Origin of the sequence: Streptomyces sp. SirexAA-E (assembly GCF_000177195.2) — a bacterium.
Lineage (GTDB): Bacteria > Actinomycetota > Actinomycetes > Streptomycetales > Streptomycetaceae > Streptomyces > Streptomyces flavovirens.
The window spans coordinates 6,790,123-6,805,676 of sequence record NC_015953.1; the positions used below are offsets into that span (position 1 = coordinate 6,790,123).

14 protein-coding genes are annotated in these 15,554 nt (G+C 71.8%); 5 read left to right on the forward strand and 9 right to left on the reverse strand.

The genetic code is table 11. The features are described from left to right. Window positions 1–55 precede the first annotated feature (55 nt). Both arsB and SACTE_RS29655 read right to left on the reverse strand, forming a co-directional pair. Window positions 56–1,132 carry an ACR3 family arsenite efflux transporter gene (gene arsB, locus SACTE_RS29650; RefSeq protein WP_014049706.1) on the reverse strand — a complete coding sequence of 359 codons (1,077 nt, stop codon included), beginning with the start codon at window positions 1,130–1,132 and terminating at the stop codon, window positions 56–58. Further along, window positions 1,129–1,509, reverse strand: coding sequence for a metalloregulator ArsR/SmtB family transcription factor (locus SACTE_RS29655; RefSeq protein WP_014049707.1), 381 nt, complete (start codon window positions 1,507–1,509; stop codon window positions 1,129–1,131). The genes arsB and SACTE_RS29655 overlap by 4 nt, the downstream gene beginning before the upstream one ends. A gap of 131 nt (window positions 1,510–1,640) precedes the next feature. Here SACTE_RS29655 and arsM point away from each other — a divergent pair, with 131 nt between their 5' ends. Beyond that, window positions 1,641–2,483, forward strand: a complete 843-nt coding sequence (arsM, locus tag SACTE_RS29660; RefSeq protein WP_014049708.1) for an arsenite methyltransferase — start codon at window positions 1,641–1,643, stop codon at window positions 2,481–2,483. 223 nt (window positions 2,484–2,706) lie between these two features. On the opposite strand, the gene SACTE_RS29665 is transcribed toward arsM, so the two are convergent. Together SACTE_RS29665 and SACTE_RS29670 are read right to left on the reverse strand one after the other, a co-directional pair. After that, a complete protein-coding gene (locus SACTE_RS29665; protein ID WP_014049709.1) occupies window positions 2,707–4,251 on the reverse strand; it encodes a polysaccharide lyase family 1 protein in 1,545 nt (514 codons plus the stop codon). A 664-nt stretch (window positions 4,252–4,915) separates the two neighbouring features. Beyond that, window positions 4,916–5,320 (reverse strand): MerR family transcriptional regulator, encoded by a 405-nt coding sequence (locus SACTE_RS29670; RefSeq protein ID WP_014049710.1) that lies wholly within the window; start codon window positions 5,318–5,320, stop codon window positions 4,916–4,918. Between the two features lie 283 nt (window positions 5,321–5,603). Here SACTE_RS29670 and SACTE_RS29675 point away from each other — a divergent pair, with 283 nt between their 5' ends. Continuing rightward, window positions 5,604–7,109 (forward strand): SulP family inorganic anion transporter, encoded by a 1,506-nt coding sequence (locus SACTE_RS29675; protein ID WP_014049711.1) that lies wholly within the window; start codon window positions 5,604–5,606, stop codon window positions 7,107–7,109. Between the two features lie 37 nt (window positions 7,110–7,146). On the opposite strand, the gene SACTE_RS29680 is transcribed toward SACTE_RS29675, so the two are convergent. Then, the gene (locus tag SACTE_RS29680) at window positions 7,147–8,361 is read right to left on the reverse strand and encodes a glycosyltransferase (protein WP_014049712.1); all 1,215 of its coding nucleotides are present in this window, start codon (window positions 8,359–8,361) and stop codon (window positions 7,147–7,149) included. Further along, complete coding sequence (locus SACTE_RS29685) at window positions 8,358–9,161, reverse strand: MerR family transcriptional regulator (protein WP_014049713.1); 804 nt, start codon at window positions 9,159–9,161, stop codon at window positions 8,358–8,360. Before SACTE_RS29685 ends, SACTE_RS29680 begins: the two co-directional genes overlap by 4 nt. A gap of 309 nt (window positions 9,162–9,470) precedes the next feature. Here SACTE_RS29685 and SACTE_RS29690 point away from each other — a divergent pair, with 309 nt between their 5' ends. Continuing rightward, window positions 9,471–10,916 (forward strand): glyceraldehyde-3-phosphate dehydrogenase, encoded by a 1,446-nt coding sequence (locus SACTE_RS29690; RefSeq protein WP_014049714.1) that lies wholly within the window; start codon window positions 9,471–9,473, stop codon window positions 10,914–10,916. Window positions 10,917–10,997: 81 nt separating this feature from the next. On the opposite strand, the gene SACTE_RS29695 is transcribed toward SACTE_RS29690, so the two are convergent. The 3 genes from SACTE_RS29695 to SACTE_RS29705 form a co-directional block, all read right to left on the reverse strand. Further along, window positions 10,998–11,912, reverse strand: coding sequence for a DUF2510 domain-containing protein (locus tag SACTE_RS29695; protein WP_014049715.1), 915 nt, complete (start codon window positions 11,910–11,912; stop codon window positions 10,998–11,000). 190 nt (window positions 11,913–12,102) lie between these two features. Next, entirely contained in the window at window positions 12,103–12,780 is a 678-nt protein-coding gene (locus SACTE_RS29700) for a response regulator transcription factor (RefSeq protein WP_014049716.1), read from the reverse strand. 2 nt (window positions 12,781–12,782) lie between these two features. After that, entirely contained in the window at window positions 12,783–13,757 is a 975-nt protein-coding gene (locus SACTE_RS29705; RefSeq protein WP_014049717.1) for a HAMP domain-containing sensor histidine kinase, read from the reverse strand. A gap of 245 nt (window positions 13,758–14,002) precedes the next feature. Between SACTE_RS29705 and SACTE_RS29710 the strand changes: the two genes are divergently transcribed. Further along, a complete protein-coding gene (locus SACTE_RS29710; RefSeq protein ID WP_014049718.1) occupies window positions 14,003–14,302 on the forward strand; it encodes a hypothetical protein in 300 nt (99 codons plus the stop codon). 138 nt (window positions 14,303–14,440) lie between these two features. Continuing rightward, window positions 14,441–15,202, forward strand: a complete 762-nt coding sequence (locus SACTE_RS29715; protein WP_014049719.1) for an FCD domain-containing protein — start codon at window positions 14,441–14,443, stop codon at window positions 15,200–15,202. The last annotated feature ends 352 nt before the right edge of the window (window positions 15,203–15,554 follow it).

Here is a 15,554-nt window from a genome sequence, read left to right on the forward strand (position 1 = left end):
TCGGCGACAGGGCCCACGGCGTACCGAGTCGGAGCGACGGCGCCGCTCCGGACGGTCAGGCGGTGGCGGGACCTTCCTCGGTACGGGGGAAGCGACGGCGCACCGCGAGCGCCACGTGGACGAGGCCGATGAGGACGGGCACCTCGATGAGTGGGCCGACGACTCCGGCGAGGGCCTGTCCGCTGGTGGCGCCGAAGGTGGCGACGGCGACCGCGATGGCGAGCTCGAAGTTGTTGCCGGCGGCGGTGAACGCCAGAGTCGTGGCGCGCGGGTGGCCGAGACCGACGGCGCGGCCGAGGGCCATGGATCCGCCCCACATGAGGCCGAAGTACACCAGCAGCGGCAGCGCGATCCGTGCCACGTCCAACGGCCGGGAGGCGATCGCGTAGCCCTGGAGGGCGAACAGCAGGACGATGGTGAACAGCAGGCCGTAGAGGGCGAACGGGCCGGTCTTCGGGAGGAGCCGGTCCTCGTACCAGGTCCGCCCCTTGGTCCTCTCGCCCAGCTTGCGGGTGAGGAACCCGGCGAGCAGGGGGAGACCGAGGAAGATGAGCACGCTGCGGGCGATCTCCGCCGCCGACACGTCGAGTGCCGACTGTTCCAGGCCGAGCCATCCGGGCAGCACGGTCAGGTAGAACCAGCCGAGCAGCCCGAACGTGAGGACCTGGAACACGGAGTTGAGAGCCACCAGGACGGCGGCGGCTTCGCGGTCGCCGCAGGCCAGGTCGTTCCAGATGATGACCATGGCGATGCAGCGGGCGAGCCCGACGATGACCAGCCCGGTGCGGTACTCGGGCAGGTCCGGCAGGAACAGCCAGGCGAGGGCGAACATCAGCGCGGGGCCGAGCACCCAGTTCAGCAGCAGGGAGGGCAGCAGCAGCCGCCGATCGCGGGTCACGGTGCCGAGCCGGTCGTAACGGACCTTGGCCAGGACCGGGTACATCATCACCAGCAGCCCGATCGCGATGGGCAGCGACACACCGGCGACGGTCATCCCGGCCAGCAGGTCACCGAGGCCCGGCGCCAGCCGTCCGAGCCCGAGGCCCGCGGCCATCGCCGCCAGGATCCAGACGGCGAGGTAGCGGTCCAGGAACGACAGGCGGGACGCGACCGGGGCAGAGGCGGCCGTCACGAGGTCGACGGGACGGACGCGGCGGGGCGGGCCAGGACCGATGCCAGCTTGTCCGTGGTCTCGGGGACGAGCCGGTAGTACACCCACGTCCCGCGTCGCTCGGAGCCGATCAGCCCGGCCTGCTTCAGCAGTTTGAGGTGGTGGGAGATCGTCGGCTGGGACAGGTCGAAGGCCGGGGTGAGGTCGCAGACGCAGATCTCCCCGCCCTCCCGCGACGCGATCATCGACAGCAGACGCAGCCGTACGGGGTCACCCAGGGCCTTGAACACCTTCGCCAGCCCCACAGCCCGGTCCTCGGACATAGGGGCGGCCGACAGGGTCGGACAGCAGCCCTCGGCGCCGCCCTGGGCGAGCGTCACCGGTTCTTGTTTCGACATGCTTCTATGTTGACGTTTTTCGATCCACGTCGCAAGCTTGCATCGAGAAACGTCGATCCAGGCTGATCAGAGCCGTGTCTTGCCGTGCCTTGCTGTGCCGTGCCGTGCCGTGCCTTCGAAGGGTGAAGACCATGACCGAACCGTCCACCGATCTGCGCGAAACCGTCCGCATGCGTTACGCCGCCGCCGTGCAGGTCACCGAAGGCGGCACCGCCTGTTGCGGACCGGCCGCGATCGAGGTCGACGAAGGCTTCGGCGGTGCCCTCTACACCGCCGACGAGCGCGAGCGACTGCCCGCCGAAGCCGTCGCCGCCTCCCTCGGCTGCGGCAACCCCACCGCGGTCGCCGACCTGGGCCCGGGGGAGCGGGTGCTCGACCTCGGCTCCGGCGGCGGCATCGACGTCCTGCTCTCCGCACGCCGGGTCGGCCCCGCCGGCAAGGTTTACGGGCTGGACATGACCGAGGAGATGCTCGCCCTCGCTTCCGCCAACCGGAAGAAGGCGGGCGTCACCAACGCCGAGTTCCTCAAGGGCACCATCGAGGCGATCCCCCTGCCGGCGGGCACGATCGACGTCGTGATCTCGAACTGCGTGATCAACCTGTCCACCGACAAGCCCGCCGTCTTCGCCGAGATCTTCCGGGTGCTCGCCCCGGGCGGCCGCCTCGGCGTCTTCGACGTCGTCTCCGACGACGCGCTGACCCCCGACCAGCGGGCCGAGCGCGGCGACCACGTCGGCTGCGTCGCCGGAGCCCTCTCGTTCACCGAGTACCGCCGTGGCCTGGAGGCGGCGGGATTCACCGAGGTGCAGATCGCCCCGGCGCACCCGGTCGCCGACGGGATGCACTCGGCCGCGGTCCGCGCCGTCAAGCCCCGGACCGCCCCCACCGAGGCGGTCGAGGCGGCCGAGGCGGCCGAGACGTCTGGGAGTACGGACCACGCCGCCTCCGCCTGCCGCACGGGTGTTCGCCCGTAGTCCGGGCTGATCAGGAGGCGTCCGGACGTGCGGCGAGGTGCGTTCGCGGTCGGGACACCGGAGGCCGGCTCCCCGGACCCACGGGTCGGGACGGCGGCGGTCGTCCCCCCGGGCCCACAGGTCGTCCCCCCCCCCCCCCGGGCCCACAGGTCGGGACGGCGCGGCGGAGGTGCCGCGAGACGGGCGGGTGACGGTCCCGCCGGGTGGCGGCGGGACCGTGCGGTCAGCCGGCGTACGTCTCGAACTCGGCGACCTTCGGCGTGCCCGTCGAGCCCGTGATCTCGAACGTGATCTTGCGCAGCGAGGTCTGCGGGAACGTGATGACGCCCGCCCCGCTGCCGGAGGCCAGGACGGCGCCGGTGTCGGCGTTGCCGACCTTCCAGGAGGTGATGGAGCCCGTGGAGCCCGCCGCCTCGCGCACGTTGATCTTGGAGACGGTGGTGGCGGAGCTCCACTTGATCGAGACGGAACCGGTCGAGCCGGACGGTGACCAGTAGGTGCTCATGTCACCGTCCCGCACGTCGCCGTAGCTGGTCCCGCTCGCCTTGCTGGAGCCGTCCGAGCCGGCCCCGAGGCTGAGGTTGGTCCCGGTGGGCGGAGTGGGGTCGGTCGGGTCCGGCGTCGGGTCGGGGGTGGGGTCGGTCGGGTCCGGCGTCTGCGGCGAGCAGCTGCCGTCCGACACCTTCAGCCCCGTGTTCGCGCCCGCCGTCCGGCTCACGACGGACGGTACGCAGTTCGCCCCGTCGAGGGTGTAGGCGTAGGGGATGCTGACCGAGGTGTTGGACTGCGGGTCCGGGCCCGCGGGGTTGTTGTCGCTGCTGCGGCCGGACCACGTCACGTTGTCGAAGACGTTGCCGCTGACCTGCCAGTAGCCGGCCGCGTCGGTGTAGAAGGTGCCCAGGACGTCCTTGGAGTCCTCGAAGTAGTTGTTGTCCACCTTGGCGCGGGCGCCGGCCCGGGAGTTGATGCCCGACTTGCTGAGTCCCACGTAGTGGTTGTTGTAGATGTGGGCGACGCCGCCCCGCAGCAGAGGGGCGCGGGAGTCGATGTTCTCGTACAGGTTGTGGTGGTAGGTGATGAAGCCGTTCGAGAGGTCGCTCTCGCTGGAGCCGACGAGGCCTCCCCGGCCGGAGTTGCGCAGGATGCTGTAGGACAGCGTCACGTACTGGGTGCCGGCCTTCATGTCGAAGAGGCCGTCGAAGCCCTCCGACTCGCCGCCCGAGGCCTCCAGGGTGGTGTGGTCCACCCAGACGTTGCGGACGTCCTTCTCCATGCCGATGGCGTCACCGCCGTTGGACGTGGGCGAGCCGGACTTCTTGACGTTCTTGACGGTGACGTTCTGGATGATGATGTTGCTGGACTCGCGGACGTGGATGCCTACTTGGTCGAAGACGGCGCCGCCGCCCACGCCGACGATCGTGACGTTGCTGATCTGCTTCAGCTCGATGACTCCGGCGGCGGTGTTGCAGCTGCTGCCCGAGACCTTGTCGGTGTTGCCGTGGTTGATGGTCCCCTCGACCTGGATGGTGAGCGGGGTGGAGCTGCTGGCCCGCCCGCACAGGGCGGCGTGGATCGCGGTCCCGGTGGTGGCCCGCACCGTCTGCCCGCCGGCGCCGCCGGTGGTGCCGCCGTTCTGGGTCGCGTATCCGGTGACGCCGCCGGTCGCTGCCGACGCCGCCTCGGGCATCGCCATCAGTGCGCCGGTCGCGGCAGCCAGGGCCAGGGTGGCCCCCGCCGCGCTGAGTCGCAGGGCGACTGGTCTCCTCATGCTCGTCTCTCCTCGTTCGTGGCCGAATACGGCTGCGTTGATCATGGGCATGACATTCAAAGTCCTGGGGTGCCGGGCGGGTCCTGGCCGGGGCGGGGTGCTCTCCTCGGTGCCGTCGGGTCGGGCGTTCCGTCGCGGCCGGGGCGTGCGGGCCGGCTCCGCGGGTGTGCCGGCGTGGGCCGCGGGGTCTCCGCGGCCGTGCCCTTCCGCTGTGCCGGTCGTCGTGCGGCTGCCCGGGCGTCGGTGCCGTCCGGGCGGCGCGGCAGGGGCCGGTGGCGTGACCGGCCGTCTGTCGCGGGAGACCGTCCCCCGGTGGAGACCATGGGGGCGGCATGATGTCACCTCGTCGTGGAGTCCCTCTTCGTTCCACGGCGCGTCGGCATCCTTGATGAAGCCCTGACCGGATCGGTGGCGGCTCGTGCGCGAAGTCGCGGGGGGTGGGTGACTTCGCCTTCACCGGAGCGGGGCCTTGGGTTCAGAAAGCGCTTTCTCCCCGTGAGAATAGAGCCGCCCCGTAGAGCTGGCAAGGCTCGTGACGTGTGCGGCCCGAGCTCCGTCGCGGACGCGTGGGGCGTTGCGAGGGCTACTGGGTCGACGGGGCCGGGCCGTGGGGCCGGAACGCTGCCGAAACGCGGACGGGGCGGCCTCCTGATGAGGTGTCAGATCAGGACGCCGGCCCGCGCGTCAGGCGTGCCCGCAGAGCGGCGGCGAACTCCTCGGCCCGCGCCAGCTGGACGCGGATCTTCTCCGTCTGCTCGGCGGCGGCCCGTTCGTACCCGCGCACGCGGTCCAGCAGGGCCTCGCGCTCGGCCTCGGGCAGCTCCTCGCCGGAGTCCAGGCGATCGGTGGCCTCCAGCAGTCCGCGCATCTCGTCCAGGCTGAAACCGAGCGGCTTCATACGGCGGATGACCATCAGCCGGGCGACGTCGGCCTCGGTGTAGAGCCGGAATCCGCCCTGGGAGCGCGCGGAGGGGGTGACCAGGCCGGTGTCCTCGTAGTGCCGGATGGTGCGCAGCGACAGCTCGGTCCGCGTGGCGACCTCGCCGATCTGCATGTGCTCGCTGCTCACGCGGGCGCCCTTCCTGTCCGAATCCGGGGGCCGCCGTCGGCCACCCTCCATCTCTACTCTAACGTTAGGGTAGAGTACGGACCCTCCGGGGCACGTCCGTCGTGTCCCGCTCCCATGGTGCGGGACCGCCCGCACCCGTGACCGCCGACCTTGCCGGAGTCGATGTCGCCGCCGGCGGGAACCGCTGCCCGCAGCAGGGCGCGTACGCACGCCCGGCCGCCCGGCGATCCTCCCCGCACGCCCTGGGTGATGCCAGGTGTGCCCGAGCCCGACAGGTACTTCCTTGTCCACGTCCTCACCGACTCCGGCCGCGCTCCTGCGTGGTCTGCGACCCGACTGGCTGTCCGACCCCAAGGTCTGGCGCACCGAGGTGCTGGCCGGCCTGGTGGTCGCGCTGGCGCTCATCCCGGAGGCGATCTCGTTCTCCGTCATCGCCGGGGTCGATCCGGCGATCGGCCTGTTCGCCTCCGTCACCATGGCGGTGACGCTCTCGGTCGTCGGCGGACGCCGCGCGATGATCTCCGCCGCCACCGGCGCTGTCGCCCTGGTCATCGGACCCCTCAACCGCGAACACGGTCTGGGCTACCTGATCGCCGCGGTGATCCTCGCCGGCGTCTTCCAGATCGTGCTCGGCGCGCTGGGCGTGGCGAAGCTCATGCGGTTCGTCCCGCGCAGTGTGATGGTCGGCTTCGTCAACGCCCTCGCCATCCTGATCTTCATGGCGCAGGTCCCCGAGATGCGGGACGTGCCGTGGCCGGTCTACCCGCTGATCGCCGCCGCCCTCGCCCTCATGGTCTTCTTCCCGAAGATCACCACCGTGGTCCCGGCCCCGCTCGTGTCCATCGTCGTCCTCACCGCGATCACGGTCGCGGCGGGGATCGCCGTGCCCACCGTGGGTGACAAGGGCGAGCTGCCGTCCTCTCTGCCCGTACCGGGCCTGCCCGATGTGCCCTTCACCGCGGACACCCTGAAGATCGTGGCCCCCTACGCCCTCGCGATGGCACTGGTGGGACTGATGGAGTCGCTGATGACGGCCAAACTGGTCGACGAGATCACCGACACCCATTCCTCCAAGACCCGTGAGTCGATCGGGCAGGGCATCGCCAACATCGTCACCGGGTTCTTCGGCGGCATGGGCGGCTGCGCCATGATCGGCCAGACGATGATCAACGTGAAGGTCTCCGGCGCCCGGACCCGGCTCTCCACGTTCCTCGCGGGCGCGTTCCTGATGGTGCTGTGCATCGTCTTCGGTCCCGTCGTCTCCGACATCCCGATGGCCGCGCTGGTCGCCGTGATGGTCATGGTGTCCTTCGCCACCTTCGACTGGCACTCCGTCGCCCCGAAGACGCTCAGGCGGATGCCGGCCGGGGAGACCGCCGTCATGCTCGTCACCGTCGCCTGCGTGGTGGCCACCAGCAACCTCGCGATCGGTGTCGTGGTCGGCTCCGTCACGGCCATGGTGGTCTTCGCCCGGCGCGTCGCCCACCTCGCCGATGTCACCTCCGTCATCGATCCCGACGGCACCCAGGTCGTCCACTCCGTCACGGGTGAGCTGTTCTTCGCCTCCTCCAACGACCTGGTCGGCCGGTTCGCGTACGCCACCGACCCGGACTCCGTCGTCATCGACCTGACCGCCGCGCACATCTGGGACGCCTCGTCCGTCGCCGCCCTCGACGCGATCGCGGCCAAGTACGCACAGCGCGGCAAGACGGTCGAGATCGTCGGCCTGAACGGGCCGAGCGCCCGGATCCACGACAAGCTCAGCGGCGAGCTCACGGGAAGCCACTGACCGGGCGGCCGCCCCGGGCCGTGCGCGGCCCCGCCGCTCACGCCCGGGTCAGCCGCCGGACGGCCTCGACCACGCGGGCGGCCCCGTCCTCCGCCGCCAGGTGCCGGGCCGCCTTCTCCGCGGCCCGCGCGTACGCCTCGTCGCCCACGACCCGGCCGAGCGCCCCGGCGAGGCCGTCCGCGGTGAGCGTCGTGAAGGGGACCGGTGCGGGCGCCGCCCCGATGCGGGCCAGGCGCCCGGCCCAGAAGGGCTGGTCGGCCGTCACCGGCACGGCGACCGAGGGCACCGCGGCGCGCAGGGTGGCCGCCGAGGTGCCCGCCCCCGCGTGGTGGACCACGGCGGCGAGCCGGGGGAACAGCAGCGCGTGCGGGACGTCCCCGACGGTGAGGACGTCGTCCCCTTCGGCGGCGAGCCCGGCGTTGCCGGACTGGAGGATGCCGCGTAGGCCGGCCCGCCGCAGCGCGCGTACGGCGAGCTCGCTCAGGCGTTCGCCGTCCCCGGCCGCCATGCTGCCGAAACCGACGAGCACGGGGCGGGGTCCCGCATCGAGGAAGTCCTCCAGCTCGGACGGCAGGCGTTCGCCGGCGTCGTGGTGGGGCCACCACGGGCCCACGACCTCCAGCCCCGGACGCCAGTCGGCGGGCCGAGGGACGAGCGCGGTGCCGAAGCCGTGCAGGACGGGCCAGCCGGCGCGCTCCTGCCGCGCGCGCATCGCGGCGGCGCTCAGCGGGGGCAGCCGGAGCCGCTCGCGCAGCCCGGCGACCGCCTCCGCGTAGATCCGGTCGGCCATGCGCAGGGCGAGGCGCCCCGCCGTACGGTTGCCGAGCCTGCCCAGTGAGCGCGCACCGGTGACCACCGGCGGGAAGTCGCCGGTGGGCGCGGTGGGCTGGAGGTACACGCCGAGGCTCGGTATGCCGGTGGCCTCACCGATGTGCCAGCCGAGCGGCGCGGTGGTGGTGGACAGCAGAAGCAGGTCCGTCCCCTCGGACACGGCGTCGGCGAAGCCCTGGCCGAGCTCGGCGGTGAACGCGGCGGCGGCGCGCATGACCTCGCGGTTGCTCCGGACGCCCGCGTGCCCCCGGGTGTCCGCCGGAAGCCTGCGGAAGCCCAGCCCGGCGTCCCGGACCATGGGCGCGAACGTGTCCGTGGTGGCCACCGCGACGTCGTACCCGGCGCGGCGCAGGGCCGCCCCCAGCCCGGTGTAGGGCGCGACGTCACCGCGCGATCCGGCCGTGGCGATCAGGATTCTCATCGGTCGTCCTTCTTCGTGTCGGTACGGAGGCGGGCAGGGCGCTCCGCGTTGGCGTGGACCGCCTCGCGCAGGTAACCGGCGAGCCCCGGCCGCTGCTCCGAGGCCGGTACGACGAGGGCGAAGGCCCGCGGGTCGGCGGCGAAGTCGTCCGCGATGCGCCGGTGCACATCGGGCGGGCAGGGAGTGAACCAGCGGGTGAGGTGGGCGCGGTGCGCCTCGGCGATGTCCATGGCGCGCTCGCCGTCGGCGGGTTCCGCGGAGTCGAAGGCCGCGAGCAGTTCCCCGCGCCAGGCGGCGGCCTCGGCCATGAGGCGGCGCCAGTCCTCCTTGGAGTGGCCGGACGCGCGGGCCATCGCCTCGCCGTGCGTCGGGGAGTGCTGCCACCTCAGCTGGGCCTCGGTGGCGTAGCTGAGGTCGAAGGTGATCTCCCCGAAGACGTCGGAGCGTTCCTCGGGGGTCATGGACACCCCGGTCCGCTGGACCTCGATGGCCCGCTCCGCCACCTCGGCCAGGTGCCGGAGCCGGGCGATCTCCTCGTGGAGCTGCCGCTGCCGCGACCGCAGGTGCTCCACGGCGTCCGCCTGCGGGCCGTCGAGGATCCCGGCGATCTCGTCGAGGGGGAAGCCCAGTTCGCGGTAGAAGAGGATCTGCTGGAGCCGGACCAGGTCCGCGTCGCCGTAGCGGCGGTAGCCGGCGGGGCTGCGGTCGCCGGGGGAGAGGAGCCCCGCCCTGTCGTAGTGGTGCAGCGTACGCACGGTCACCCCGGCGAACGCCGCGACCTGCCCCACGGAGTAGCCCATGATCTGTCCCTTCCTTCCGGCCGTCAGTCTTGAGCCTGACGTAAGGAGAGGGTCAAACCGGCATCGGACCCCTCCGGCGGGGAGGCGGCGGTCGTCCGTCCGGGACCGGTGACGCGGTGACCGGGGCGGCTCCCACGACGAGGGCCGTCAGGACCGCACCCGAGGGTCTGACGGAGGTACCGCCGAGCCGCTCCGCTTCTCGCCCCTGCGGAGTTCCCCCCCACTGGTCCGGGCCAGGGCGCCCCTTCGGCCGACCACATTTTCGGGCGGGTTAGCATATGAGCGCCGCCTAGCTCGAAAGAGAATCCTGTGACTGTCAACGACGACTCGTTCACTGACTGGAAGAACCGCGAGGAGATCGCGGAATCGATGATTCCGATCATCGGGAACCTTCACCGTGAGCGGGATGTGACGATCCTGCTGCACAGCCGCTCCTTGGTGAACAAGTCGGTGGTGAGCATCCTCAAGACCCACCGGTTCGCCCGGCAGATAGCCGGGGAGGAGCTCTCGGTCACCGAGACGCTGCCGTACCTGAAGACCCTGACCACCCTCGATCTCGGCCCCTCCCAGATCGACATCGGCATGCTCGCCGCGACCCACCGGACCGACGGGCGCGGCCTGACGGTCGAGGAGTTCACCGCCGAGGCCGTGGCCGGGGCCACCGGGGACAACAAGATCGAGCGCCGTGAGGCCCGCGACGTCGTCCTGTACGGATTCGGCCGTATCGGCCGCCTCCTGGCCCGTCTGCTCATCGAGAAGGCCGGCTCCGGCAACGGCCTGCGGCTCCGTGCCATCGTCGTACGCAAGGGCGGCGCCCAGGACATCGTCAAGCGCGCCTCGCTGCTGCGGCGCGACTCCATCCACGGTCAGTTCCAGGGCACGATCACCGTGGACGAGGCGAACGGCACGATCGTCGCCAACGGCAACGAGATCAAGATGATCTACGCCGACGACCCCTCCGAGGTCGACTACACGGCGTACGGCATCAAGGACGCCATCCTCATCGACAACACCGGCCGGTGGCGCGACCGCGCCGGGCTCTCCCAGCACCTGCGCCCCGGTATCGACAAGGTCGTCCTGACCGCGCCCGGAAAGGGTGACGTCCTCAACGTCGTCCACGGGGTGAACCACGAGACGATCAAGCCGGACGAGCAGATCCTGTCCTGCGCGTCCTGCACCACCAACGCGATCGTCCCGCCGCTGAAGGCGATGGCGGACGAGTACGGCGTGCTGCGCGGCCACGTCGAGACCGTCCACTCGTTCACCAACGACCAGAACCTGCTGGACAATTACCACAAGTCCGACCGTCGCGGCCGCTCCGCGCCGCTCAACATGGTCATCACCGAGACCGGCGCCGCCTCCGCCGTGGCCAAGGCGCTGCCCGACCTCGACGCGCGGATCACCGGCAGCTCGATCCGGGTGCCGGTCCCGGACGTCTCGATCGCCATCCTCAGCCTGCGCCTCGCCCGTGAGACCACCCGCGACGAAGTGCTGGAGTACCTGCGGAACGTGTCGCTGACCTCGCCGCTCAAGCGGCAGATCGACTTCACCAACGCCCCCGACGCGGTCTCCAGCGACTTCATCGGCTCACGCCACGCCTCGATCATCGACGCGGGCGCCACCAAGGTGGAGGGCGACGACGCGATCCTCTACCTCTGGTACGACAACGAGTTCGGCTACTCCTGCCAGGTCGTCCGGGTCGTCCAGCACGTCTCCGGCGTCGAGTACCCGACCTTCCCGGTGCCGGTGGCCTGAGCCGACGCGGCCCGCGACCACGACGGGCGCACCCGGCCTCTTCGGCCTGGTGCGCCCGTCGTGGCGTGTGTCCGCGTCGGCTCAGGCGGTGCGGCCCGGGCCCGCGGCCGAACCGGCCGCCTTCTTGACGCCCTTGGTGATGTCGTCCAGCACGGAGAGCTTCGGCGCCTTGTCGTTGACGTCGAAACCGGAGCGGATCACGACCAGCGTGTCCGAGGCGTTGGGGGAGGGGAAGGCGAGCGACTCGACGTAGCCGTCGTCGCCGTTCTTCGTCACCACCTTCCAACGCACCCGGTAGCCCTCCTGGCCGGCCACCGTGACCGACTCGGACTTCAGCTGCTCGTGCGAGGTGATCCCGCCGTAGATCTCCTCGCCGTACGCCTCCTCGGCGTTGGTCTTGATGTCGGCCTGCGCCGCCGCCTTCGGCGTCGTGGCGGTGACCTCCAGGGCCTGGGCCGGTGCGGAGAACACCCCGCCGCGGACGCAGCTCTGGCTCTCGTCACCCGGGCAGGCGTACTCGCCGGTGGTCACGCCGGCGCCGATGGCCCCGGAGCGGCCGGTCCAGCCGTCGGGGACCGGGATGCTGATGCCGCTGGCGAAGTCGGTGGCGTACCCGTCCTCGCTCTGCGGCATCTCCTGGCCCTGTCCGCCCTCGCCTCCCTCGTCACCTCGGCCGTCACCGCCGCCGTCCTGGCCGCGGTCCGGTGTGCCGGGGCGGTCCGGTGCGCCCGAAGGGGCCGAGCGCGCGGTCGAATTGCCGGGCCCGTCACCGGAGTTGCTGGACCCCAGCAGGTACGCGCCGCCACCGACGGCGGCGAGGAGGACGACACCGGCGGCGATGCCGGCGCCGATGCGTATCCGGCGGCGCCGCACGGTCGCGGGAGGTATGCGGAGCTGGTCCGTCCATCGGCTCCCGTCCCACCAGCGTTCCTGCGCGGGGCCGATTCCTGAATGCCCGGGGTCTGGGTGCCATCCGGGCGGGCTCGTCTGGGTCACGGGAGAACCGTAGGCGCACTCGGTGAGAATCGTATGAAACGCACAGCCTGTTCGCGTTCACATCAGGGCGCTCTTGCTGTCGAAACCGTTCGACATGGGGCGCCATGTGTCGAGTTGCGTCGTTTCTGTGAGCGCTTGTCGGACGTTCTCACTCAGCCGGGCCGCCGGGGCCGGTCGCGGCGGGTGTGTGTCACGGCTCGATCAGGCCGGCCCGGATCGCGTACCGGGTCAGCTCCAAGCGGTCCCTGAGCCCCAGCTTCTGGAGCAGGTTGGCCCGGTGCCGCTCCACCGTCTTGACGCTGATCACGAGCATGCCCGCGATCTCCTTCGACGAGTGTCCCTCGGCGACCAGTTTGAGGATCTCCTCCTCGCGCTCGGTGATGGCCCGGGCCGGGACGTCGCCGCCCTCCCTGACCCGGTCCAGGTAGTTCCGGATCAGCGCGGTGACCGCGCCGGGATAGAGGAACGGCTCGTCGCGCATGGCCGCCCGGCAGGCCTCGACGAGGTCCCGGTCGGCCACGGACTTCAGCACGAATCCGGAGGCGCCCGCCTTCAGGGCCTCGAAGAAGTACTGCTCGTTGTCGTACATGGTCAGCATCAGTATGCGCAGTTCCGGCATGGTCCGGGAGAGCTCCCGGGCCGCCTGGAGTCCCGTCAGCCGTGGCATCGCGATGTCGAGCACGGCCAGGTCCGGCCGCTCGGAGCGGGCCATCTCGATGGCCTCGGCCCCGTCACCCGCCTCGGCGACGACCTGGAGGTCGGGTTCGCCGTCGAGGATGAGCCGCACCCCTCGCCGGACGAGGGCGTGGTCGTCGGCGAGGAGGATGCGGGTCTTGCGGGCCGGGGTGGTGGTCGGCGTGTCGGGCATGGTCAGGCGCTTCCGTTCTCTGCGGGCACATCGATGTCGGGTACGGGCACGACGAGGCGTACGTCCGTGCCGCCCGCGGGGCCGGTGCCGAAGGTGAGACCCGCCCCGATGAGCAGGGCCCGTTCACGCATACCGCGCAGCCCCGCGCCCTCGGGGGCGTCGCCGAGGCCGCGGCCGTCGTCGTGGATCCGCAGCTCCACGCCGCCGGGGCCGTGGCGCAGGGAGAGCTCGACCAGGGTGGCCCCGGCGTGCCGGACGGTGTTGGTGAGGCACTCCTGGGCGATGCGGTAGACCACCAGCTCGGCCTCCTCGCCGAGTTCGGGCAGATCCTTGTCCATGGACCGCCTGATCGTGAGGCCGCCCGGTGTGGGGGTCTCGGTGGTGAGCGCCCGCAGGGCACTGACCAGCCCCAGCTCCTCGAGTACACCCGGGCGCAGCCGGCGGGCGATCCGGCGGATCTCGTCCAGGCTGCCGCGGGTGATCTCCTGGACGTGGGCCAGTTCCTCCCGCAGCGGCTCGGGGGCGTGGCCGGTCACCCGCTTCAGCTCGAGCAGTACGGCGGTCAGGGTCTGGCCGACCTCGTCGTGCAACTCCTGCGCGACCCGGCGCCGTTCGGCCTCCTGCGCCCACAGGGCGCGGGCGCTGCTGGTCGCGCGCTCCGCCTCCAGCCGGTCGAGCATGCTGTTGAACGTCTCGATCAGGTCCGCGATCTCGCCGTGCCCGGCGACCTCGGGGCGCGGGCGTGGGCTCAACAGGTCGGTGGTCGTCATCGCCCGGGTGACCCGCTGGAGCGGGGCGAGACCGAGCCTCAGCAACAGGGCGTTGGCACCCAGCATCGCGGCCATGCCGCCGGCCAGGATCAGAGCCTCGGTCAGCACCACCGGCGCCGACACGGTGATCGGGCCGAGCAGCAGCAGGGCCCCCGCCGCGACCAGGACCGCGGCGTTGAGCAGGAAAATCCGCCAGAACAGGGACAAGGCCGCGTGGCCTCCTTCAGAGGGTGTGCGAACGGACGGTCGGGACGGTTGTGCGGGCGGGCCGGCTGCCTCCACTATGGCCGGTGCGTGCGCCTCCACTCCGCCCCACGCCCGCCGGTGCGCCCGCGTACATGGTCAACACCCCCGTAAGTGGGTGTTGACCCCGATGTTCCGCGACGGGCGTTCCGAAGGAGGATGGGAGTCCGGTGGCCCCCGGCGGTTTCCCGAAGGGAAGGAGAGGCACCATGACCTACCAGGACGAGAGGCTGCGCACGCACGAGGACCTGCCCGAACGGGAGGTCCCGGTGGACGCGGGCCGTACGACCCGTACCGCCCCACGCGCCTCACGCCCGCGCCGCACCGGTCACCTCTGGCTGTGGCTCGTCGCGGGACTCACCGCGCTGGGGGTCGGCATCGCCGTCGGCCACGGACTGCTCATCGCCGCCGGTCTCGTGGTGGCGGGTGCGGCCGCCCAGCTGTTCGACCCGGACCGCCGTCGCGAAGGGCGCCGCGGTGGTGGCGCCCGCCGCCTGCCCGCGCCTTGACCGCACCGCGCCGCCCCGCACGACCGCTCCCCGGCGGGCCTGTCCAAGGGCCCCGCGCGCTCCGTCCTGTTTGGTCCGACCACATGTCATGTGTGACATAGTCGCACCATGCGTATCGGCCGGACCAGGGAGTAGCGGATGCCCGTCGAGTGGCAGCCCGTGCGGCAGTCGCGGACCCATGAGCTCGTGCTCCGGAGCATCGAGGAGCAGGTGTTCGCGGGAAAGCTCAGAGCGGGTGACCGGCTCCCGCCCGAGCGGGAGCTCGCACCTGTCTTCGGGGTGAGCCGCTCCGCGTTGCGCGAGGCGCTGCGGGTGCTGGAGACGATCGGTGTGCTGGTCGCCCAGCCCGGCCGCGGCCCGGACGCCGGGGCGCGCATCGTCCGCAACCCGGACGACGCGCTGGGCCGCCTGCTCCGCCTGCACTTCGCGCTCGGCAGCTACGGCCTGCACGACGTGCTGGAGGCCCGGGTCGCGCTGGAGCGCTCCAGCTTCGCCGCCGCCGCGCGGCACGCCGAGCCGGCGGACCTGGACGAGGCGGAGGCGCTGCTCGCCCGCATGGTGCGACCCGGCGTCCGGCCGGAGGAGTTCAACGACCTGGACACCAGGTTCCACGTCCAGATCGCCCACAGTTCGGGCAACGCCCTCACCTCGACGCTGACGTCGGCGGTGCGCGAGTCCGTACGGCCGCTGATCCTGCGGGCGCTCGAAGAGGCGGACGACTGGGCGGCGACCACCGCCGGACTCAACGCCCAGCACACGGAGTTGCTGGAGCTGGTCCGGGCCGGCCGCGGCGAGGAGGCCGCCGACCTGGCGGAGGCGCACATCCGGGGCTTCCACGGCACCCTGGTCGACGAGCCCCGCCCGGAGGACGGCGACGAGGGGCATATCGGGGAACGCTGACGACCCTGCCGTGAGGGCCGGGCAGCCCTCAGGGCGTGTTGCGCGATCCGTCGGACCGGCCGGCTTCTCGGAACACGCCCTACCTCTGCGTCACCGCCCCCGCCCTGGCCGAACATCTACCGCGGCAGCGCCCACGCGCCCGCGGAACGAGCGGTGCCCGCGCCCTCGCGCCGAGACGCAGGCGTACCCGAGGCGCCCACCGGAGCCACCAGGGGCGGTCCCCCTGCGCGCCCGCCCCCCGTGCACCCGGCCGTGCCCCCCCCGGAAGACACTCGCCCCCGAAAGCCGCTCGATGCTTCCTGGAATGGACTGAGAGTAGTATGGTCCGACCAAACAATCGATCGGGGAGACC